This window comes from Haliscomenobacter sp. (genome assembly GCF_040403615.1).
Taxonomy (GTDB): domain Bacteria; phylum Bacteroidota; class Bacteroidia; order Chitinophagales; family Saprospiraceae; genus Haliscomenobacter.
The window spans coordinates 33,153-55,476 of record NZ_JBBAKG010000028.1 but is presented as its reverse complement, the minus strand read 5'-3'; the positions used below and the strand labels follow the sequence as shown (position 1 = coordinate 55,476).

17 protein-coding genes are annotated in these 22,324 nt (G+C 46.5%); 16 read left to right on the top strand and 1 reads right to left on the bottom strand.

Going from position 1 to position 22,324, the window contains the following annotated elements; genetic code table 11:
- Positions 1-22 precede the first annotated feature (22 nt).
- Positions 23-2,584 carry an alpha-glucan family phosphorylase gene (gene glgP, locus ABW391_RS11090; protein ID WP_353481930.1) on the top strand — a complete coding sequence of 854 codons (2,562 nt, stop codon included), beginning with the start codon at positions 23-25 and terminating at the stop codon, positions 2,582-2,584.
- Positions 2,585-2,792: 208 nt separating this feature from the next.
- On the opposite strand, the gene ABW391_RS11085 is transcribed toward glgP, so the two are convergent.
- Positions 2,793-4,202 carry a type III PLP-dependent enzyme domain-containing protein gene (locus ABW391_RS11085; RefSeq protein WP_353481929.1) on the bottom strand — a complete coding sequence of 470 codons (1,410 nt, stop codon included), beginning with the start codon at positions 4,200-4,202 and terminating at the stop codon, positions 2,793-2,795.
- Between the two features lie 154 nt (positions 4,203-4,356).
- Here ABW391_RS11085 and ABW391_RS11080 point away from each other — a divergent pair, with 154 nt between their 5' ends.
- The 15 genes from ABW391_RS11080 to ABW391_RS11010 all read left to right on the top strand — a co-directional run bounded on the left by ABW391_RS11080 (position 4,357) and on the right by ABW391_RS11010 (position 22,207).
- The gene (locus ABW391_RS11080; RefSeq protein WP_353481928.1) at positions 4,357-4,824 is read left to right on the top strand and encodes a pyrophosphohydrolase domain-containing protein; all 468 of its coding nucleotides are present in this window, start codon (positions 4,357-4,359) and stop codon (positions 4,822-4,824) included.
- A gap of 79 nt (positions 4,825-4,903) precedes the next feature.
- Positions 4,904-6,418 carry a M28 family peptidase gene (locus ABW391_RS11075; RefSeq protein WP_353481927.1) on the top strand — a complete coding sequence of 505 codons (1,515 nt, stop codon included), beginning with the start codon at positions 4,904-4,906 and terminating at the stop codon, positions 6,416-6,418.
- An 89-nt stretch (positions 6,419-6,507) separates the two neighbouring features.
- On the top strand, positions 6,508-7,386 hold the full coding sequence (locus ABW391_RS11070) for a DMT family transporter (protein WP_353481926.1): 879 nt from the start codon (positions 6,508-6,510) through the stop codon (positions 7,384-7,386).
- Positions 7,387-7,486: 100 nt separating this feature from the next.
- Positions 7,487-9,082: a T9SS type B sorting domain-containing protein gene (locus ABW391_RS11065; protein ID WP_353481925.1), complete on the top strand. Its 1,596-nt coding sequence runs from the start codon at positions 7,487-7,489 to the stop codon at positions 9,080-9,082.
- 380 nt (positions 9,083-9,462) lie between these two features.
- Complete coding sequence (mraZ, locus tag ABW391_RS11060; protein WP_353481924.1) at positions 9,463-9,912, top strand: division/cell wall cluster transcriptional repressor MraZ; 450 nt, start codon at positions 9,463-9,465, stop codon at positions 9,910-9,912.
- Positions 9,913-10,003: 91 nt separating this feature from the next.
- On the top strand, positions 10,004-10,900 hold the full coding sequence (gene rsmH / locus ABW391_RS11055) for a 16S rRNA (cytosine(1402)-N(4))-methyltransferase RsmH (RefSeq protein WP_353481923.1): 897 nt from the start codon (positions 10,004-10,006) through the stop codon (positions 10,898-10,900).
- A 96-nt stretch (positions 10,901-10,996) separates the two neighbouring features.
- The gene (locus tag ABW391_RS11050) at positions 10,997-11,326 is read left to right on the top strand and encodes an FtsL-like putative cell division protein (RefSeq protein WP_353481922.1); all 330 of its coding nucleotides are present in this window, start codon (positions 10,997-10,999) and stop codon (positions 11,324-11,326) included.
- Between the two features lie 41 nt (positions 11,327-11,367).
- Positions 11,368-13,497 carry a PASTA domain-containing penicillin-binding protein gene (locus tag ABW391_RS11045; protein ID WP_353481921.1) on the top strand — a complete coding sequence of 710 codons (2,130 nt, stop codon included), beginning with the start codon at positions 11,368-11,370 and terminating at the stop codon, positions 13,495-13,497.
- Entirely contained in the window at positions 13,494-14,975 is a 1,482-nt protein-coding gene (locus tag ABW391_RS11040) for a UDP-N-acetylmuramoyl-L-alanyl-D-glutamate--2,6-diaminopimelate ligase (RefSeq protein WP_502916322.1), read from the top strand. Before ABW391_RS11045 ends, ABW391_RS11040 begins: the two co-directional genes overlap by 4 nt.
- Before the next feature lie 162 nt (positions 14,976-15,137).
- Positions 15,138-16,403, top strand: coding sequence for a phospho-N-acetylmuramoyl-pentapeptide-transferase (gene mraY, locus ABW391_RS11035; protein ID WP_353481920.1), 1,266 nt, complete (start codon positions 15,138-15,140; stop codon positions 16,401-16,403).
- 4 nt (positions 16,404-16,407) lie between these two features.
- Positions 16,408-17,724: a UDP-N-acetylmuramoyl-L-alanine--D-glutamate ligase gene (gene murD, locus ABW391_RS11030; protein ID WP_353481919.1), complete on the top strand. Its 1,317-nt coding sequence runs from the start codon at positions 16,408-16,410 to the stop codon at positions 17,722-17,724.
- A 61-nt stretch (positions 17,725-17,785) separates the two neighbouring features.
- Complete coding sequence (locus tag ABW391_RS11025) at positions 17,786-18,925, top strand: FtsW/RodA/SpoVE family cell cycle protein (RefSeq protein ID WP_353481918.1); 1,140 nt, start codon at positions 17,786-17,788, stop codon at positions 18,923-18,925.
- A 6-nt stretch (positions 18,926-18,931) separates the two neighbouring features.
- Positions 18,932-20,041, top strand: coding sequence for an undecaprenyldiphospho-muramoylpentapeptide beta-N-acetylglucosaminyltransferase (gene murG, locus ABW391_RS11020; protein ID WP_353481917.1), 1,110 nt, complete (start codon positions 18,932-18,934; stop codon positions 20,039-20,041).
- A gap of 2 nt (positions 20,042-20,043) precedes the next feature.
- Positions 20,044-21,414: a UDP-N-acetylmuramate--L-alanine ligase gene (gene murC, locus ABW391_RS11015; protein ID WP_353481916.1), complete on the top strand. Its 1,371-nt coding sequence runs from the start codon at positions 20,044-20,046 to the stop codon at positions 21,412-21,414.
- A 4-nt stretch (positions 21,415-21,418) separates the two neighbouring features.
- On the top strand, positions 21,419-22,207 hold the full coding sequence (locus tag ABW391_RS11010) for a cell division protein FtsQ/DivIB (RefSeq protein WP_353481915.1): 789 nt from the start codon (positions 21,419-21,421) through the stop codon (positions 22,205-22,207).
- Positions 22,208-22,324: the final 117 nt, after the last annotated feature.

Below are 22,324 nucleotides of genomic sequence, written 5' to 3'. Positions count from 1 at the left end.
TTGTTCACAAAATTGAATTATAATGGTTGAGCATTTAAATGACAGCAGTGTCAAACTAAAGCGCATTTTTATTGAATCTCGCTTGCCAGAAGAGCTTGAACCCCTACAAGAAATGGCCAACAACCTTTGTTGGTCTTGGAGTCAAGATGCTACCGAGCTGTTTAAACAAATCAGTCCGGAAAACTGGGAAGCGCTCAACTACAATCCAATCGCAATACTGGATCAACTCGGTGTTGAAAGAGCACAAGAGTTGTTGAAAGATAAATCATTCATGAGCCTAATGTCCAAAGCTCATGCGTCTTTCAAAAAATACCTTGGAGAAAAACCTGCAATCAACAGCCCCAAAATTGCTTATTTCAGCATGGAGTTTGGTTTGCATATTTCTGCTCGGCTCTATTCTGGTGGTTTGGGTGTACTTGCTGGTGATTTTCTGAAAGAAGCCAGTGACGAAAACGTCAATATGGCTGGAGTTGGCCTCTTGTACCGCTATGGCTATTTTGAGCAAAGCATCTCCTTGTATGGCGATCAGGTCAACAACTATACGCCACAGGAATACACCAAGATGCCGATGCACCCAGTGCGTGACAACAACGGCGAGTGGCTCAAAATAACCATTGATATGCCTGGCCGTCAGGTATTTGCCAAGGTTTGGGCATTGCCGGTTGGCCGTATCCCACTTTACTTGCTCGATACGGATCTGAATGAGAACTCCTGGGAGGATCGCTCTATTACGCACCACTTGTATGGTGGAGACAAAGAACACCGCCTCAAGCAGGAAATGTTTTTGGGTATTGGAGGAATTCGCGCCTTGGAAGCACTTGGTTTTGAGGCTGATATTTACCATTGCAACGAAGGACATGCTGCATTTATGGGCCTGGAAAGAATGCGCGGATTGATTCGCAATCAGCACCTGACTTACCCTCAAGCGATGGAAGTGGTTCGTTCCTCTTCCTTGTTTACGACACACACCCCGGTACCTGCTGGCCACGACTACTTTACCGATGAATTGTTGCGCAAATACATGACGGAGTATTGCTCGCAGTTGGGCATTACCTGGTTTGATTTTATGGGACTGGGCCGCATCGATGCTGCCAACAACGAAGAACCTTTCTCGATGAGTCACCTGGCCATTCACCTGTGCCAGGAAGTAAACGGAGTAAGTGAATTGCACGGCCTGGTTTCTCAGCAGATGTTCAAAACGATGTTCCCGGGCTACAACCAGCAGGAATTGCACGTAGGTTTTGTAACCAACGGCGTGCATTACCCTACCTGGATTGCCAACGATTGGCACCAGCTGTTTCAGGAATACGCGGGGGATAAATTCATCAAGAACCAAGCCGACCTCAAGAATTGGGAAGGCGTTCAGAAAATCCCGGCGAATCGGATTATGGAGATCCGCAAGATGCTGAAAAACCGCTTGTTGCACTACGTAAAGGATAAAATGAAGACCGAATTGACGCGACGTGGTGAAAAACCAGGACGCATCTTTGAAGTACTCAACAATATTCCTGAAAACGCGTTGGTTATCGGTTTCGCTCGTCGCTTTGCTACTTACAAGCGGGCTAACCTGTTGTTCCAAAACCCGGAGCGTTTGGCTCAATTGGTTGGAGACAAACAGCGTCCAGTAATGTTTATTTTTGCTGGTAAAGCTCACCCTGCTGACCAACCAGGACAAAAACTCATCAAAGACATCGTCAACCTGTCCAAACGTCCGGAATTTGCAGGAAAAGTGATTTTCCTGGAAGGCTACAACATGGAAATGGCGCGATTACTGGTACAGGGGGTAGATATCTGGCTCAATACCCCAACGCGTCCTTTGGAAGCTTCAGGTACTTCAGGCATGAAAGCAGCCATGAATGGGGTAATGAACTTCAGTGTATTGGACGGATGGTGGGCAGAAGGTTATCGCTCAGACTCTGGTTGGGCACTTCCCCTCGAAAACACTTATGACGATCCCGTACTGCAGGATGAATTGGATGCAGAAACGCTCTACAATACGTTTGAGGAAGAAATCATTCCAACCTACTACAACCTCAACGCAGAAGGTATTTCCGAAGATTGGGTGCAGTACATTCGCAACGTTATCTCCAAAGTAGGGCCTCGTTTTACCATGAAGCGCATGATGGACGATTATTTTGCCCGCTACTACAACAAGTTGGCCAAGCGTGGCGGACAACTCAAGCAAGACCATTTCAAAGACGCCAAGGTTATGGCGGATTGGAAAAAACAAATGCAACAGCGTTGGTCGGGTATTCACCTGGTGGATCGCGATATTTTTGATACCGATAATTATTCGTTGACCATTGGGGAAAGCTTCAAAGTGGGGGTCAAAGTGTATTGCAATGGCGTCAAACCAGAGCATTTGGGGATCGAAGTATTGTTTTTCAAACGCAAGAGTGATACAGAATTGGAACTGCGCAATACCCATCCTTTGTCTTTGACACTCGGTACCGGAGATATTGCTACGTTTGAATCAGAAATAAACCCACAAATGTCGGGTGTATACGAATATGGTTTCCGTTTGTACCCAAAGCACGAAAGTTTGCCACACCGTCAGGATCTGAGCTTGATCAAATGGCTGTAACCTGTGTTTTTTAACTTGGGTAAAAAGAAATGGCGCTCGAATTTTGAGCGCCATTTGCTTTTTCAATAAAGTTCGTCTATACAGGATTAAATGCAAAAGAATTGGGTTTGCCACCGAATTCGATTCAAAGTAACGGCGGTTCAAAGGTATTCTCTATCCCTACAAGTAGGTAAATTTGAGGCATTTAGCAAAAAAACCTTAAAAGGAATCAAGAATATCCCAAAATCTTCAACATTTCATCTGATGTTTGCTCTGGTTGATACAAACGATCCACGATATTACCTTGAGGATCCTTGTAAATCAATACATGTTTGGGAGAAGGAATCAGGCAATGCTTGATGCCGCCGTATCCACTGATTTGATCCTGATAAGCCCCTGTATGGAAAAAACCAATAAACAAACGCTCGGGTTCATCGTTTTCGAAAGTGGGTAAAAACACTTGGGCTTGATTCACTTCCGCGTTGTAGTAATCCGAATTGTCGCAACTCAAGCCTCCGATATTCACCCGTTGGTATTCGTTGTACCATTTGTTGATGGGCAAGAGGATGAAACGTTCACCAATACCCCACACATCGGGTAGGGTAGTCATCAACGAATTGTCGATCATGTACCAACGCTCCGCGTCATTCTGTTGCTTTTGTGCCAAAACCGAAAATATTGCTGCGCCACTTTCTCCTACGGTATATTTGCCAAACTCAGTAAACAAATCCGGTTCGGGGATTTGCTCTTTTTGGCACGCCTGAAGAATGGTTTTGACAATCTCTTTGATCATGTATTTGTAATCAAATTCAAAACCCAGCGAGTTGCGAATGGGCATGCCTCCACCGATGTTCAGGATTTGCAAATCTTCGGAATCCCGACGCAAATTGGCGTACAAACGCACCGCCTTGCGCAATTCACCCCAATAATACAAGCTGTCTTTGATGCCAGTATCGACAAAAAAGTGCAGCAATTTCAGTTTGAACTTGGGGTTGTTTTTGATTTTTTCATTGAAAAAAGGCAACACATCCGAATTGCGGATACCCAGACGTGAGGTATAAAACTCAAAATTAGGCTCTTCTTCGGTGGCCACCCGGATGCCAATTTTGCATTCCCCCTGGATGTGCTGATCGTAAAACTCAATCTCCTGGATGTTGTCACATACCGGGATCACGTTTTCAAACCCATCGTGGATTAGGTCTACAATCCGCTGTTTGTAATGATCGGGTTTGAAACCATTGCAGACAATGGTGATGTCCTTTTCGACCAGTCCTTTTTTGTACAATTTGCGAATCAAATCGATGTCAAAGGCCGAAGAAGTTTCCAACTGTACATCGTTTTTGATGGCTTCCTCCAGGATATAGCTAAAGTGATTGCTCTTGGTACAATAGCAGTATTGGTATTTGCCATTGTAATTCAGCGACTTCATGGCGCGGGTGAATAAATTGCGCGCTTTTTTGATTTGCGCTCCAATCTTTGGCAGGTAGGTCAGCTTGAGTGGAGTCCCGTATTTTTCAATCAAATGCATCAATGGAACCCCGTTGAAAACCAGGTAGCCATTGGCGTCGATGTCGAAACCTTCTTGTGGGAAATAGAAGGTTTGGTCAATCAGGTCAAAGTATCTATTGGTACCGTTCACTTGAGCCAGCGATTTAAATGGTTGAGCAAACTTGTTGCAGGAAGAGTCAGATCAAATTCTAGTATTGAAGTGCTCTAAGTGCGGTGCAAAGCTAATATTTGCCCCCATTAATTCTTGCGAATTCATGTATTTTGTGCCATTAAAACCACTTTCTATGGAACAACTCGATGCCCTCAACCAAGTGGCCGAATTTCACCGCACGTTTCAACACCCCATTGAACCCCAACCCACCATTCCTGCTGAAGCGCGTTGCCGCTTGCGGGTAGCCTTGCTTGAAGAAGAGGTAGCCGAGTTGAAAACGGCCATTGCCAAAGGCGATTTGGTTGAAATTGCCGATGCCCTTTGCGACATCCAATACGTACTCAGTGGGGCGGTATTGGAGTTTGGTATGGGCGAAAAATTTTGCGAACTTTTTGATGAAGTACAGCGCTCCAACATGAGCAAAGTATGCAAAACCCTGGCCGAAGCCGAAGCCACCTCCGAGTATTACCGCAACAAACGTGGTGTAGAAAGTTACATCCGCGAAGTAACGCCGTACTTTTTAGTGTATCGAAAAGGTGATGACAAAACCTTGAAATCCATTAACTATTCTCCGGCAGACCTGGAACGTATATTGTTATAAGTCATGGATTTTGAGTTGCATACAACTTTTCACAGCTATGAAATATTTGCTACTCAAAACCTTAAATAAAACCAGAATCATGAAAAAAATCCTTGTCTTTACGCTATTTTTTGGTTTAAGCCTGGTTGCTTTTGGCCAAAAAGAATTGCCTGAATTTGCGATCACCCAAGCGGAAGTAGAAATTCCCCTGCGGTTTTTATCCTCTGATGAAATGGGCGGTCGCCGCACCGGATCTATTGGCAACCTCCTTGCTGCACGCTACATTGCTGAAAACCTGCGTACCTACGGCTACAGTATGGCTCCAGGTTTGAATTCCTACTTTCAACCGGTAGGATTCCAAGCGAGCACACCTCCCGTAACAGCGAGCTTGACCATTGGCAAAACGGAATACAAGTTGAAAGAAGACTTCATCTTTATGACGGGTGAAGCTGCTAATTTGAGTAAAATTGATGTGGTTTTTGCGGAGCATGGCTGGATTGACGAAAAGACTGGTCGTGATGATTACAAAGGCAAAGATGTCAAAGGTAAATTGGTATTGGTACTGCCTGGTCCACCGGATGAAACTTCGCCGCAGGCTATTTTTGGCGCTATGGCCAAAAAAAGAGATTGGGCCTTCGAGCACGGTGCGGTGGGTTTAATCGAGTTGTACCGACTTTCCTTCCCCTGGAATTTCTTTACCAGTTATTTTGGCAACGAAAGCTTGCGTCTTGCACCCAAGGATGGCCCCAAGCCCTCCACCAAAATGATTTACGGCTGGATGAAAGAGAAAAGTGGCATCAGCGACATCAAAGACTTGCAAGCAGGCAAAAAACTCAAAGCCAATTTCTCCAGCTCTGGTTTCTCTCGCCGCATGATACCCAGCCAAAACGTGGTAGGCATCCTGGAAGGTACTGACCCTGAACTGAAAAATGAATACGTCATTTTGAGTGCCCACTTCGATCACGTGGGGATGGGTAAAGAAGGGGGCAACGCTTATTCCAAAGAAGACAGCATCTTCAATGGCGCACGCGACAATGCCATGGGTACTGTAGCCCTGCTTACCGCGGCCAAAGCACTGTCTTTGCAACGACCCAAGCGCTCCATCATCATCCTTGCCGTCACTGGTGAAGAAATCGGCTTATTGGGCAGCCAATATTATGCCGATAATCCATTAATTCCGCTTAAACAATGCATTTTCAATCTTGATACCGATGGCGCGGGATACAATAGTACCGAGCACATTTCCATCATCGGCTGGAACCGTACCGGAACCGATGCCCTCGTAGAGCAAGCGGCCAGCAGCGTCAACCTCAAGGTTTTCCCCGAGCCTGCGCCAGAACAAAACCTTTTTGACCGCTCAGACAACGTTTCTTTTGCGGTAAAAGGAGTTCCTGCCATGGACTTCAGCCCCGGTCTTACCAAGTTTGATGACGTGATCGCCAAGTACTACCACCAGGTCGCCGACGAGGCATCGTCAGTGGATATGCCTTATTTTCTCAAATACTGCAAAGCTTACGCCAACCTTGCTCGCCTCATCGCCAACAATCCTCAACGCCCTCAGTGGAAGGAAGGAGACAAGTATGAGAAGGTAGGAATGGAGTTGTACAAGAAATAAAGTTTTTGGGGTTTGGGTTGCCCGCAATTCTACACAACCATTGTAGATTTGTGGGCAGCCCCAAAACCAACACCTAAAACCCAAAACGAATGAACCCACACCGCCTCGGCGTTTTAGCCGTTGTACTTGGCGCGACCATCTGGAGCACCGGTGGATTGTGCATCAAGTTGTTGCCTTTCGATCCATTTACCATCCTGTTTTACCGTTCGATATTTGCCGCACTTACTTTTCTGGCGGTATTCCGGCGTAAGGCACTGACGCTAACTCCTGTGGTTGCAACCGTAGGATTGGAATATGCCGGCCTCGCCATTTGCTTTGTGGTCGCCACCAAAATCACGACCGCAGCCAATGCGGTTTTGCTACAGTACACCGCACCCATCTACGTTTTTTTGTTGGAACCTGTTCTTTTCAAGTTTAAGCTTACCAGACTCAATATCATCACAGTTGTGGTCTGTTTTGTAGGCATGCTGCTCTTTTTTGCCGAAGACATGGGTGGTGGCAGTACCTCTGGTAATCTAATTGCACTACTATCGGGATTGTTGCTTGCGGCCATGATGCTCACCCAGCGCTTCAACAAGCCTGAAAACTACGATGCTGGCCTTTTTTGGGGAAACATCTTCATTGCCCTGATCTGTTTGCCCTGGTTTCTCCGGTCTGCACCGCCAACGCTGGAGCATTGGGGCCTGTTTTTTATACTAGGTGTCATTCAAATCGGACTGGGATACATGCTGTTCAACTATGGACTCAAACGCACCCTGGCTATTGAAAGCGTCCTGTTAGCTATGATGGAACCCATTTTAAATCCAGTCTGGGTATTTGTAGGCTATGGTGAAAAACCCGGAAACTGGACGATTCTGGGGGGGCTGGTGATTTTAGGAATGTTGGCAGTACAAGTGGTACTGAGTGAACGGAATCGGAAAAGCACTCTAGTTGAAAATTTAAAATCTAATCCCAATACAGCGCTCTAATTCAATTATTCCGCTTATCTTAACTGCCTAATTATGAGGCTGAGATTGGATCTCAACCTAACCCTATCTAACATCGATTGTACACTCTGATCACCCGCTTATGAAACAGCTTTACTTTGCCCTGGGTATTATTTTGCTGTCATTGGCAGTGCTTCCAGCGCAAAATGCGCGCATCGAAATCTGCAATAATGCCATCGATGATGATGGCGACGGGTTTATCGACCTCAACGATACGATTGACTGTAAATGCAAAGTCATTGAACCTGTTTCACTTATTCCTAATCCTTCTTTTGAAAAATACACTTGCTGCCCGCAAGATCGCTCACAACTCAATTGTGCAGTCGGCTGGATTCAGGCTTCGGAGGCGACCACCGATTTTCTCCATACCTGTGGCTGGATGGGGCGAGCCAACTTGCCGGTACCCTTGCCTTTCCCTGATGGGGAAGGGGTAGTTGGTTTTCGAAATGGGACTTTCGGTAATCAAGAACCCAATCCCAACTTCAAGGAGTATACCGGTGCCTGCCTATTGGGTCCATTGAAAGCCAAAACTGCTTATCGCTTCAAATTTTGGGTAGGCTTTACCAATGCTGAAAACTCTCCTCCGATGGATGTGGTTTTTTATGGTACCCCAGATTGTAAGTATCTCCCCTTTGGCAAAGGCAATTCTCGTTACGGTTGCCCTCTAAATGGCCCAGGTTGGGTCGAGTTGGGCAAAGTATCTGTGAGAGGAGTGAAAGAATGGAAAATTTATGAATTGAACATCACTCCCCAAGAAGACATTACCGCCATCGCCATTGGGCCAGACTGTGAGCAAATCAGTTGGAATACCGAGACCTATTACTACTTTGACAACCTGATTTTGGACGAGCGCATCAATTTTGAATATGTCATTTCACCCAAAAACCATCCTTGTTCTCCCGATCTTTCCCTGAGTGTGCCTACCATTTCTGGATATACTTACCAATGGTACAAAGAGGGCATTGCTCTCGTGGGAGAAACCAAACCCAAAATGGTGGTCAAAACTGGAGAAGGGGCTTATCAAGTACGCATCGAATCGAGCAATGATTGCCGCATTACCACAGTGTACCGCCATCAATTGCCGATAGAAACCAATGCCGTCAGTCGGAAAATCTGCCCAGGAACAAGCTATGCCTTCAAATCGCGCCAACTCACCCGTGCTGGAGTATATGTAGATACCTTTAAGACCATTAACAATTGTGACAGCATTGTCACCCTCACCCTAAGCCTGGAAAATGATTTGGTCGATTCTGTGGAAGCGCGCATTCTGGAAGGTGACTTTGTCCTGGTGGGCAAACGCCAAATCAAAACCCCCGGACAACATATACTTTTGATTAAATCTACCTTGGGGTGCGACAGCACGGTTTACCTGGATTTAGACTTTCTCAAAGTCTTTATGCCTACCGCGTTTTCTCCCAACAACGATGGCATCAACGATACTTTTGGTGTGCTTGCCAATTCTCCAGATCTACAAATCGTATCGCTCAAAGTTTTTGATCGCTGGGGAGGACAAGTATTTAATGCCAAGGACTTATCTTCAGAATCTCCAATTACCCGTTGGGATGGATCGATTAGGGGGAAACCTGCTTCAGAAGGAGTTTATGTTTATGTGGTAAATGTTGTACTAAAAAACGGACGAGAACAATCGCGGTATGGTGAAGTACAGTTGATGCGGTAAAAAATTAACTACAAAAAAGTGATTTAATTAAATAAAAGTTTATTTTTGTATAAAAATATGTGAAACCTAATTCTAAATACACCTGAAGGTTAAAAACCAGGCAAAAACTCAATTTTTTGCCCACTTTTGCCCACTGATGTATCGCCGAATGGAAATCTTCCAATTGTTTCCATTTCAATCCTAACGCACTGTTTCTAAGGATATTTATCTTAAAAGCATCACCAAATAAATTAATGATATAATTGTAATAGTTATTTTCTTAAAGAATAGATCTGAATTATAGAAAAAAATGTAAAATTTGGTTAAAAAAGTGGGAAAAAGTGGAAGTTTGTGGAAAATGTCCTTATTTTTGGACACACAAACATTCTAAAGGTGTATCCATGCGTAAGCTTCTGGGCGAATTCGAATGCAAAATCGACGATAAGGGTCGAATGCGTTTGCCCACCGGGTTGATCAGTCAACTCGGCGAGCGCGAAGCCTATACCTTTGTAATGAACCGGGGTTTTGAGAAATGTCTCATGTTGTATCCTCTGGAAGTATGGGAAAAAATTACTGAAGAGATCGATCAGTTGAATTATTACGACAAGGAAAGCCGAGATTTTCAACGCTACTTCTATCGAGGTGCCCAGCAGATGGAGATGGACAGTGCTGACCGCATCCTCCTCAATAAGCGCCTGCTGGAATATGCGGGTATCGAAAAGGAAGTGATCCTCATGGCGTACAACGATCGGGTAGAGGTATGGTCGAAAGAACGGTACGACGAAATGCTGGACGAAGAACCTGCTGATTTCTCTGGACTGGCTCAAAGGGTAATGACCCCCAAAGCCTAGCAACCCATGGATTTATCCGTGGGCAAGCAGCAAGGATCAAGCCCACGAATTCATTCGTGGGAAACCAGCAAGGTGTAAGCAAAAAATAAAAATGGAATACCACAACCCGGTCTTGGCCGTAGAATCAATCGAAGCATTAAACATCCAGGCAGCAGGCACTTATGTCGACGCTACTTTTGGAGGTGGAGGGCACGCCCGATTGATCTTGCAGGCCTTAGGTGAAAAAGGTCACCTATTCGGGTTTGATCAGGATGAAGATGCGCAGCGCAACGCCCTAAATGATCCACGGTTTACTTTTGTGCCACACAATTTTCGCTACTTACGCCGGTTTTTGCGCTTGCACGGCTCAACGGAGGTAGATGGAATTCTGGCAGACCTGGGCGTTTCCTCCCATCAATTAAATGAAGCCGAACGAGGTTTCTCTTTTCGTTTTGACACCCATTTGGACATGCGCATGAACCAGCAGGGAGAGCGCAACGCGTCAGACATTCTGGCCAGCTACACCGAAGCCGAACTGCAAAACATGTTTGGCACCCTTGGTGAAGTCCGCAATTCCCGTACTCTGGCGCAGGCCATCGTACGCGAACGGCAGGTACGCCCTCTGAGAAGCATCAGTGACTTGCTCGCAATCCTGGATCCCCTAGTACGCGGGCAACGCAATCGTTACCTGGCACAGGTTTTTCAAGCCTTGCGTATGGAAGTAAACGATGAAGTTGGCGCACTCGAAGAATTCCTGGAACAATGCCTACAGGTGCTTAAACCAGGAGGCAGATTGGTAGTCATTGCCTATCACTCGATTGAAGACCGACTGGTGAAGAATTTCATGAAAACGGGCAAAGCGGATGGGCAAATGGAACAAGATTTCTACGGCAACATATCCCGGCCTTTTGAGGTAATTACCAGGAAAGCCATGTTGCCCGGAGAAGTTGAACAAAAGGAGAATCCACGGTCACGCAGCGCCAAAATGCGCGTTGCCGTAAAACTGTAGCAGCAACCCTCGCGGTTGCCCAAAAGATAACCGTAAGGGCAACCCTACGTGGTTGCCTCGTGGCAACCGCAAGGGTTGCCCCGACAAATAAAAAACATGGCAAAAAAATCAGGCATCGGACAATACCTTGAGCTTGGCTTCCTTACCTCGGAGCTGATCCTTAAAAACCTGTCTTTTGTGATTTTTTTAGGTTTTTTGGCGGTGATTTACATTGCCAACTCCCGTTTTGCCGAAAGCAATATTCGCCAGATTCAGCACTTGCAACGCGATTTGCGGGAATTGCGCTGGCAATACATGACGCTGGAATCGGAAAACATGTTCAACAGCAGGCAATCCGAACTGGCAGAACGCCTTAAAGATCAAAACTTCGAAGCGTTTGGCACACAGCCCAAGCGCATTGTAGTAGTGGACAAAAACGATTATTAACCACGATTGCAAAGCAATAGCCAGGCAATCTGCAAAACCAAATGATGGAAATCAAGAACGAAATTCTCTATCGGATTTACTTCTTGCTGTTCGGTATCTTCATACCGATCTCTGTCATTATGGTATACCGTACCATCGTCATCAGCATTGTGCAAGGCGAAGACTGGCGCCAACGAGGCAAAGACAATTACGTACGCTTTAAGGCAATTGAGGCCGAGCGGGGCAATATTTTGGCCATGGATGGAAGTGTATTGTCTACCTCCATTCCTTATTTCGATTTGTACTTTGACCCCGTAGCGCCACAGGCCGAAGATTTCAATGAGCACATCGATTCTTTGTCTTTTTGCCTGGCCAGCTTTGTTGACGATACCTACACCCCTGGTGGTTTGCGAGACTATTTGATTCGTGCCAGAGCTGATTCGAGCAATCGCCACATTTTGATCAAAAAAGGAGCGACGTTCGTTGAAAAAGCGCGCATCGAGCAATTTCCCTTATTCAGCAAAGGGCGCTTTAGAGGCGGGCTGATCGTAGAACAACGCAATGAACGCCGCCGTCCATTTGGGTTGCTGGCCCAACGTACCATCGGATATGTGCGGGAAAGCGCAAAGCCAGTGGGAATCGAAGGCGCCATGGATTCCATTTTACGCGGAGAACCTGGCGGACAAATGATGATTCGGGTGGATGCCAAAAAAGATATTTGGTTGCCCCTCGAAGATTTAACCGCAATGGATCCCAAGAGTGGCGATGATGTGGTCACTACCATAGATGTAAACATTCAGGACATTGCTGAAAATGCCCTGCTGCGCGGCATGAATGCCCACGATGCAGAATGGGGTACGGCCGTAGTCATGGATGTGAAAACAGGCGCAGTACGTGCCATTGCCAATTTAGGGCGAGGCGAAACGGGCTGGTGGGAGTCATTCAATTACGCAATAGGTTCTTCGGTTGAACCGGGGTCTACTTTCAAAACGGCTACCATGTTGGCGCTTTTGGAAGATGGCGTGATCAAGTTGGAAGATTCTATCGATATCCACCACGGTAAAGCGCAATTTTTTGAACAGCTCATGGTCGATTCATCCCCAGAAAGCAATGGGTTGGATACCATTTCGATCCAAAGAGCTTTTGAAATTTCCTCTAACGTAGGGGTTGCGGGGTTGGCACAACGCTATTATGGTACAGGCAATGGCCCGGATCGATTCATCCGCCGACTCAAGCAGTTCAGTTTACACCTGCCTTCGGGCATTGAAATTGAAGGCGAAGCCAATCCTTATTTGAAGGAGGCATTCAGCGAGACCTGGAGCGGTATTTCCTTACCCTGGATTGCCCACGGATACGAAATGCGCATCACTCCATTGCAACTGTTGAGTTTCTACAACTCAATAGCCAACAACGGCGTAATGATGAAACCCTATTTGGTTTCGGCAACGCAACATTATGGAGAGGTACTGGATGAATTTTCACCGGTAATTGTCAAAAAAAGAATCGCTTCTGAACGCTCGATCCAACGGATTCGCCAGTTGTTGGAAGGAGTCGTCAATGACGGTACAGCTCGGAAGCTGCACACGGATGCGTATAATTTTGCAGGCAAAACTGGAACCGCGCAGATCAACTACAAACGCAGTGGCAAAAACATAAAGATTGGTGGTTACCGGGCATCTTTTGTAGGATATTTTCCTGCGGAAAAGCCAAGGTACTCTTGTATAGTGGTGATTCACCGGCCACGAAAAGCAGGCTTTTACGGTTCAGATGTAGCCGGCCCTATTTTTCGGGAAATATCGGACAAGATTATGGCTTCAGGTTCTAATCATCAAACGCCACTCAATCTTGCGGTGCGGCCTGTGATGAAAAATGAGGAATTGCCTGGTCTGGATGTAGGTGCTTCAGCAGATTTGCGTACTGCATTGAAATACCTGGATTTGCCATTTTATGGCCGTCCCGGAACCGAAATGGCCGTAATGCGTACCCATGCAGATTCGATTTTGTTCCAAAATCGAACCATTGCTGAGCGAACAGTACCTAATGTATTGGGCATGACCTTACGCGATGCTTTGTACAGCTTGGAAAATGCCGGACTGAAAGTGCGACTCAATGGAGTAGGCAAAGTCATCAGTCAATCTGTACCTCCCAGCGCTAAAGTGAGGGGGCAAACCATTTCAATCACCTTGAGATGAGTACAGATATGGAACAGACGAAACATACCTTGAAATCACTCTTGCAGGCAGTAAAACCCTTGCAGGTTCTCGGTTCGACTGATATTGAGATCAATGAAATTGTCTTTGATTCCCGGAAAGCGGGGCCAAATAAAGTGTTTGTTGCGGTAAAAGGGGTACAGGTGGATGGCCATCAGTTTATCCCTCAAGCCCTACAAGCAGGCATCAATGTTTTGGTGGTAGAAACGATCCCGCAAAACGTTCCGGATCAGGTTACGGTAGTGCAAGTTGCTAATTCTGCTCGCGCCTTGGGCTTACTCGCCTCGGCTTTTTATGAGCACCCTTCCCAACAGCTTACGCTGGTGGGCGTGACGGGTACCAATGGCAAAACCACTACCGTTACTTTGCTCTATGACCTTTTTAGTGGTTTAGGCTATAAATGTGGTTTGCTATCAACGGTAGAGAACCGCATTGCCGGCCAGGTGATCGCCTCCACCCATACAACGCCAGATGCGGTTGCCATCAACGCATTGCTGGCTCAAATGGTGGAAGCTGAATGTGATTACGCTTTTATGGAAGTAAGCTCTCACGCAGTAGACCAAGGTCGAATTGCCGGGCTGGATTTCAAAGGCGCTATTTTTACCAACATTACCCATGATCACCTGGATTACCATTTGACTTTTGACAATTACATCCGCGCTAAAAAGGGCTTTTTTGACCAACTATCGAAACAGGCCTTCGCTTTGATCAACATCGACGACAAGCGTGGAATGGTAATGACTCAAAATACGGCTGCCGGTATAAACCGCTACAGCCTACGTCAAATGGCCGAATTTCGGGCACGCATCATTGAAAACAGCCTAACGGGGCTGCACCTGGACATTGACAATCAGGATTTTTACGGACGCTTGATCGGTGAATTCAACGCCTACAACTTGCTGGCCGTGTATGCCACGGCGGTGTTGCTCGATCAGGACAAAGTGGAAGTACTTACCCAATTGAGCCGACTGAAAGCGGCTGAAGGCCGCTTCGATTATGTGTTGGATCAAAAACGCCAGGTAACCGCCATTGTGGATTACGCCCATACGCCGGATGCACTGGAAAAGGTTTTGGAAACCATTCAGGCGCTGCGCAAAGGCGATTCAAAGGTGCTTACAGTGGTAGGGTGCGGCGGAGATCGGGATCGAACCAAGCGCCCAACCATGGCCAAAGTGGCTTGCCAGTACAGCGATCAGGTGATTTTGACCAGCGACAATCCGCGTTCGGAAGAACCAGAAGCCATCATCCGCGAAATGGAAACTGGAATTCCTGCCGAGGCCCGCAAGCAAGTATTGAGTATTACGGATCGCAAAGAGGCCATTCGTACGGCATGTCGGCTGGCTCAAACCGGCGATGTCGTTTTGGTTGCGGGTAAAGGGCACGAAAAGTATCAAGAAATCAAAGGGGTAAAACACCCTTTCGACGATAAGGAAATTCTAAAAGAAGAATTTTCTCATTAGCACTACAAAGGTAGAGCTGATTTTGAGGTTTTGTGGATAACTCTTGTACCATCAAGGGAAAAAAGCAGGGTATAATTTCTATTTTTGCGGCTTTGAAAAGAAAAAAGGGTGTTTGCCTGGTTTGATTGATTTCAAACCAAGATCCTTACAATCATCGAACTTATGCTGATTAATCTAGTCGATTGGCTACAGGCCAATTTTGGACACTTTACAGGCGCTGGTTTGTTTCAGTACATTACATTCCGGGCTGGAGTAGCAATTATTCTTTCTCTGATTATTTCCATGGTGCTTGGTGGCCGGATCATCAATTATTTGCGAAAGCAGCAAATTGGAGAAACGGTACGCGACCTTGGTTTGGAAGGCCAATTGTCTAAGAAAGGAACGCCAACCATGGGTGGAGTAATTATCATCCTGGCCATTTTGATACCCTGCTTATTGATGTCTAAACTGGATAATGTGTACATTATTCTCATGGTGGTTACTACTTCCTGGATGGCCATCATCGGTTTTGTGGATGACTATATCAAGGTGTTCCTGAAAAACAAGGAAGGCTTGAGCGGTCGGTACAAAATCATCGGACAAGTTGTACTCGGGATCATCATTGCCACGGCCATGATGTTCAACCGGGACATTAAAGTGCGCATGGAAACCAAAACGGCAAAGGAGTTAGGCCTAACCGAAGCAGATCGAGTAAGCAGTTTCATTTTCATTGAAACACCCGAAGGTGCTATCGAAAAAGCCGACTACAAGACCAACGTGACCAATGTTCCTTTTTTGAAAAACAACCACCTGGATTACGCCTGGCTGATGCCTGGTGATGAAGCAACTGGAAAAAAATGGCTTTGGCTGTTGTACATTCCATTCATCATCATCGTAGTCACTGCGGTATCCAATGCGGCCAACCTGACCGATGGAGTTGATGGATTGGCAACCGGAGTTTCGGGCATCATTGGAGCAACCTTGGGCATTTTTGCCTACGTATCGTCCAATGCAATTGCGGCCAATTATTTGAATATCCTGCATTTGCCCGGTACAGAAGAATTGGTGGTCTTTTCGGCTTGTTTGGTTGGGGCTTGTATTGGGTTTTTGTGGTACAATGCTTTTCCAGCACAGGTTTTTATGGGGGATACCGGAAGTTTGACCCTTGGAGGAATCATCGCTGCCTTGGCCATCTTGTTGCGCAAAGAGTTATTGATCCCGGTCTTGTGTGGCATTTTTGTAGTAGAAAACTTGTCGGTAATCATCCAGGTTGGCTACTTCAAGTACACCAAGAAAAAATACGGCGAAGGCCGTCGGATTTTCTTGATGTCGCCACTGCACCACCATTATCAGAAAAAAGGGATGCACGAGGTGAAAATCGTGACCCGCTTTTGGATTGTCGGAATTTTATTGGCCGTAATGACCATCATTACCCTTAAAACTCGCTAAGACCATGGGCCTCGAACAGATTTTGAAAATTGCCATTCTCGGCGCTGGCGAAAGCGGCGTTGGAGCAGCGATATTGGCCAAACAAAAAGGCCACAAAGTATTTGTATCTGACAAAGGTCAGATCAAGGAGCATTACAAGGCAGAATTGAACCAACACGGGATCGCTTTTGAAGAAGGCAGTCATGACCAGGAGCGCATTTTGGCCATGAACCTGATCATCAAAAGCCCTGGAATTCCTGATAAAGCACCGCTTTTGCAGGAAATTCACCGCAAAGGACTTCCAGTAATCTCCGAAATTGAATTTGCAGCGCGGTATACCCAGAGTTTTACCATCGGCATCACCGGAAGCAATGGCAAAACCACTACCACCAATCTCATTTATCACTTGCTGGCAACTGCAGGTAAGGATGTAGCCATGGGGGGCAATGTGGGCAAAAGCTTTGCACGAATTGTTGCCGAGCGGGATTATCCCTTCTACGTACTGGAACTCAGCAGTTTTCAGTTGGAAGGCATCCAGGAATACCGCCCGGATATAGCCATGTTGTTGAACATTACCCCCGATCATTTGGATCGTTACGAGTACCAACTGGAAAAGTACGCGGCGGCAAAGTTCAACATCATCAAGGCTCAAGAGGCAACGGATACTTTTCTCTACAATGCTGATGATCCCATTTTGGGAGCGTTGAGGGAAAATTACCCGACCCTGGCCAAAACAATATCCTTATCCTTCCAAATGACGGAAGGGACACGCCTCAACGTTGGCGGGTTTAATTTTGAAATGAGTACGACTCCACTGATGGGGCGGCACAATTACATGAATGCACTCTTTGCGGTGCAGACAGCGCTACAGATCGGAATTGCACCAAAAGTTATTCAAGAAGGCTTGAATACTTTTGTGAATGCACCACACCGACTCGAAAAAGTGGCTACTGTAAATGGTGTCAACTACATCAATGACAGCAAGGCCACCAATGTCGATTCGGTGTTTTATGCACTCGAAGCCATGACCCAACCTACGGTTTGGATTGTAGGCGGTCAAGACAAAGGCAATGATTATGCGCCGCTGCTCGATTTTGTCAAAGCCAAAGTCAAAGCCATCGTTTGTATGGGCTTGGACAACAGCAAGATTTTGCAAACTTTCAGTGGAATGGTAGAAAATATCGTAGAAACCAGGAGTGCGGTGGAAGCAGTTCAAAGGGCAGCGCAGTTTGCAAGTACCGGAGATACTGTTTTGCTTTCGCCAGCATGTGCCAGTTTCGATTTATTTCAAAACTACGAAGACCGAGGCAACCAATTTAAAGCCGCAGTCTTGGAGTTATGAATTATGAGTTATGAGTTATGAACACTCTCTCATAATTCATAACTCATAATTCATAACTATTATGAGTGTATTTGCGAGAATCAGTTCTGAATTACAGGGAGATCGTTCCATTTGGGCGGTGCTGTCAATTTTGGCAGTATTCTCGCTATTGGTTGTGTACAGTTCTACTGGTACATTGGCCTACCAAAAAAGTGGTGGCCACACCGAAATCTTTTTGATTCGACAAACGGTGTTTGTATTTGGAGGGTTGCTGATTACTTACCTCTGTCACACCTTCAATTACATGCGCTTTCACCGCGCAGCGCCCTATCTCTTTTTCCTGACCTTGCCTTTGTTGATCTATACGCTGTTTTTTGGTGCGAACATCAACGATGCACGGCGCTGGATTCAAATTCCTTTTACCGGCCTGACTTTTCAAACCTCTGATTTTGCCAAACTGGCACTGGTCATCTATGTGGCAAGGTCAATTTCGGCCAAACAGGACTACATCAAGGATTGGAAGTCTGCTTTCATTCCGATCATCGTACCTGTGCTGATCGTATGTGGATTGATCGCTCCTGCCGACCTTTCTACAGCGGTTTTGTTGTTCTTTACCTGTTTGATGATGATGTTTGTGGGTCGGGTTGATGTACGTTTTATCTTGGCCCTCCTGATTTTAGGGTTGATGGTATTTGCCATGTTGATTTTTACAGCAGATGCGTTTCCCGGGTTTATTCGGGTAGAAACCTGGTCAGAGCGAATCCGCGATTTTGTGACCAACCCTGACGGAGGATATCAGGTACAGCAGGCCAAAATTGCCATCGCCAATGGTGAATGGTTTGGGGTAGGCCCCGGCAATAGCATACAACGAAATTACTTGCCTTCGCCTTATTCGGATTTTATTTACGCCATTCTCTGTGAAGAGTATGGTATCATCGGCGGTACCATTGTCATATCCATGTACATCGTGCTTTTCTTCCGAATTACGCGCCTGGTAACCAAAAGCTCCAAAGCATTTGGTGCAATGGTCGCCCTGGGGCTGGGCATCATGTTGATTACTCAGGCTTTTGTCAATATATCTACAGCATTGCATTTGATTCCGGTTGCAGGGGTAACCCTGCCAATGGTGAGTCGAGGGGGGACATCCACCTTGTTTACCTGTATCGCTTTTGGAATCATCTTGAGTGTAAGCCGATTTGTGGAAATAAACGAAGCAGATTAAACGAAAATGAGCAATACAGAAGCACCAAGAATCATCATCAGCGGCGGCGGCACGGGAGGACACGTTTTCCCAGCTATCGCCATTGCCGATGCGATCAAGGCAAAAGTGCCTGGGGTCGAGATTCTCTTTGTGGGTGCTCAGGGGAAGATTGAGATGGAGAAGGTACCAAAAGCCGGGTACCCGATTGAAGGCTTGTGGATCAGTGGGTTCCAGCGCTCTTTGTCACTTCGCAATCTTCTTTTTCCGGTAAAACTGGTCTACAGTTTGTTGAAAGCACGCACAATAATACGGAAATTTAAGCCGCAGGTTGCAGTTGGGGTAGGGGGATATGCAAGTGGCCCGTTGCTGGAGATTGCTACCCGCTTTGGAATACCTGCCTTGATTCAGGAACAAAATTCTTATGCAGGGGTAACCAACAAACTGCTGAGTAAAAAGGTGCAAAAGGTCTGTGTGGCTTACGCCGGGATGGAAAAGTTTTTTCCAGCCGAAAAAATTGTGTTGACTGGAAATCCAGTTCGCCGGGCCGTTGCCCAAGCAAGCGACCCTGTAGCTTCGCGCTTACATTTTGGTTTGAATGCCGATTTGCCCACTTTGCTCATTTTTGGAGGCAGCCTCGGGGCGCTATCGATCAACGAAGCAATGGCACAGAACACCGCGTTTTGCCAAGCAAATGGAAACATCCAGGTATTGTGGCAATGTGGAGGCAGCCATTACGAGAAATACCAAAATTGTGCAACGGCGCAGTTGGGCAACGTCAAGCTTTCGGCATTCATTGATCGGATGGATTTGGCTTATGCCGCAGCCGATGTAGTATGTTCCAGAGCAGGAGCCTTGACCATTTCGGAGCTTTGCTTGGTAGGGAAACCAGCAATTTTGGTGCCTTCGCCTTTTGTGGCCGAAGACCACCAAACCAAAAATGCCCAAGCGCTGGTGAATAAAAACGCAGCCATCATGGTAGCCAATGGCGAAACTGTGAGCCAGTTGTTGCTTCAAGCGCTTGAATTATTGCAAAACGAAACAAAACGAAATACCCTTGCCCAAAATATCCTGGCGTTGGCCAAACCCAACGCTGCGGAGGAAATTGCGGAACAAGTACTTGGTTTAGTCAAATTTTAACTATGCTTGACCTTCAAGACATCAAGAAGATTTACTTCATCGGAATCGGCGGAATTGGCATGAGTGCCATTGCCCGCTATTTCCTCCAACGCGGTGTTGAAGTGCACGGTTACGACCGTACTTCAACAGAATTGACCCGCGCGTTGGAAGCCGAAGGCATGCAGGTTCATTACGAAGAAGACTTGAGCAAAATCCCGGTTGGGGTGGATTTGGTGGTGTATACACCCGCCGTTCCGACCAGCCATGCTGAATACCAGTATTTTTTATCCAATGGATTCCCGATCAAAAAACGGGCAGAAGTATTGGGTATCCTGAGCAGAGGAATGAAAACTGTGGCCATCGCCGGGACACATGGCAAAACCACTACCTCCTCTCTCACTGCGCATTTATTGCACAGTACAGGCATAGATTGTACCGCGTTTTTGGGCGGAATTGCCCGCAATTTCGAATCCAATTACGTATTGGGCAGCAGCGAATGGATGGTTGTTGAAGCTGATGAATTTGACCGTTCCTTTTTGCACTTGCATCCAGATATTGCCTCCATCATGTCGATGGATGCAGATCACCTGGACATTTATGGCGATGCTGAAACCCTGTTGGAAACCGGATTCAAAGCATTTGCCAAGCAGCTCAAACCTGGTGGCACGCTTTGGCTGCAACACAACTTAACGCATCAATTTGATGCCAGCACGCCTTACCGCAGTTTTGGGGTAGAAGGTGGTGATTACCAGGCACACAACATCAGGGTAGAGAAAGGTTACTTTGTTTTTGATTATACCAGCCCAGAGGGCACAATTGCTGGTTTGCGTATGCCATTGCCGGGGCGACACAATGTGGAGAATGCCACGGTTGCGCTGTCCATTGCCTTGCAACTGGGCGCGAGTGAGGAAGCTTTACGTGCTGGATTGGAAGCATTCCGGGGAGTAAAACGCCGTTTCGAAATCATCTATCGGGATGAAGAAGTAGCGTTTTTTGACGATTACGCCCACCACCCAACTGAATTGAAAGCTGCAATTGGTGCTGCAAAGGAATTGTTTCCAGGTGAAAAAGTAACCGGGATCTTTCAGCCCCACTTGTTCAGCCGTACCCGCGATTTTGCCGAAGGCTTTGCGGAAGCATTGGATGGACTGGACGAAATATACTTGTTGGAAATTTACCCGGCTCGGGAACTGCCCATACCTGGAGTGAGTTCTGATATGTTGATCCAACTGATGAAAAACCACAATGTTCAGTTGATCAGCAAGGCAGATTTGCTTCCGGCCCTGCAAAAAAACAAGCCGAGGGTATTGCTGACGCTAGGAGCAGGAGACATCGATACCTTAGTTGAGCCAATTGGCCAATGGCTAAAGAATACCCAAAACCCAAATAACTAAACCAATGGCAGAAACCACAAATAGAAACGTAATCACCAGGCAGCAAATGAAAGCCCTGGGCTGGATGGCAGGTCTGCTGATTGGCGCTATGGTCATTCTGTCGGCAGTGAACCACCGCAAAGGCGCGGCAGTAAAAGGGGTAGAAGTGGACATCAAACCGCTGCCCAACGGCGATTTGCTCATGCAGCCAGTAGATGTACGCGAGGTGATCCACAAAGCTTTTGGATACGAATTTGAATCCCGTTCAGTGCGTACTGTCGAAATTGACCGCCTGGAGCATGTATTGGAAAAAGACCCACTGGTGCAAAACGCGGATGTGTACATCGATGCACGCGATGTGGTGCGGGTCAGTGTAACGCAAAGAGAACCCGTAATTCGGATCATCGATAAAGATGGTTGGAATTATTACCTGGATAAAAATGGGCGCAGAATGCCGCTTTCAAAGCATTTCACCGCTCGTGTTGTAGTGGCTACCGGCAAAATTCCGGCCTATGTACCGGACTATTTGCAACGCAAAAGACACCTGTTGCGACACTTGTTCTTGCTCAGCCAAGACCTGCGCAATGACCCATTTATGAGTGCAATGATTGGTCAAATTTTTGTGAGTAGCAATGGCGATTTCATATTGGCGCCTTTGATTGGCGATCAAAAGATAGTGTTTGGAAAGTATGAAGACGCTCAGGACAAAATCCAGAACCTGAAAATCTTTTACCGTGAAGCCATGCCCTACGAAGGATGGCGAAAATACCGCAGCATTGACGTTCGCTTTCGCGGACAAGTGATATGTAAATAACAACATTTTAAATCCCATTATACGGAAGCAGGATTGCAGCTAACTAACTGATACTAACAAAAACAACCAGCTTTCCGAAATAACTGCCTATATTCCCTTTTGTGGTGGAAAAGGCCA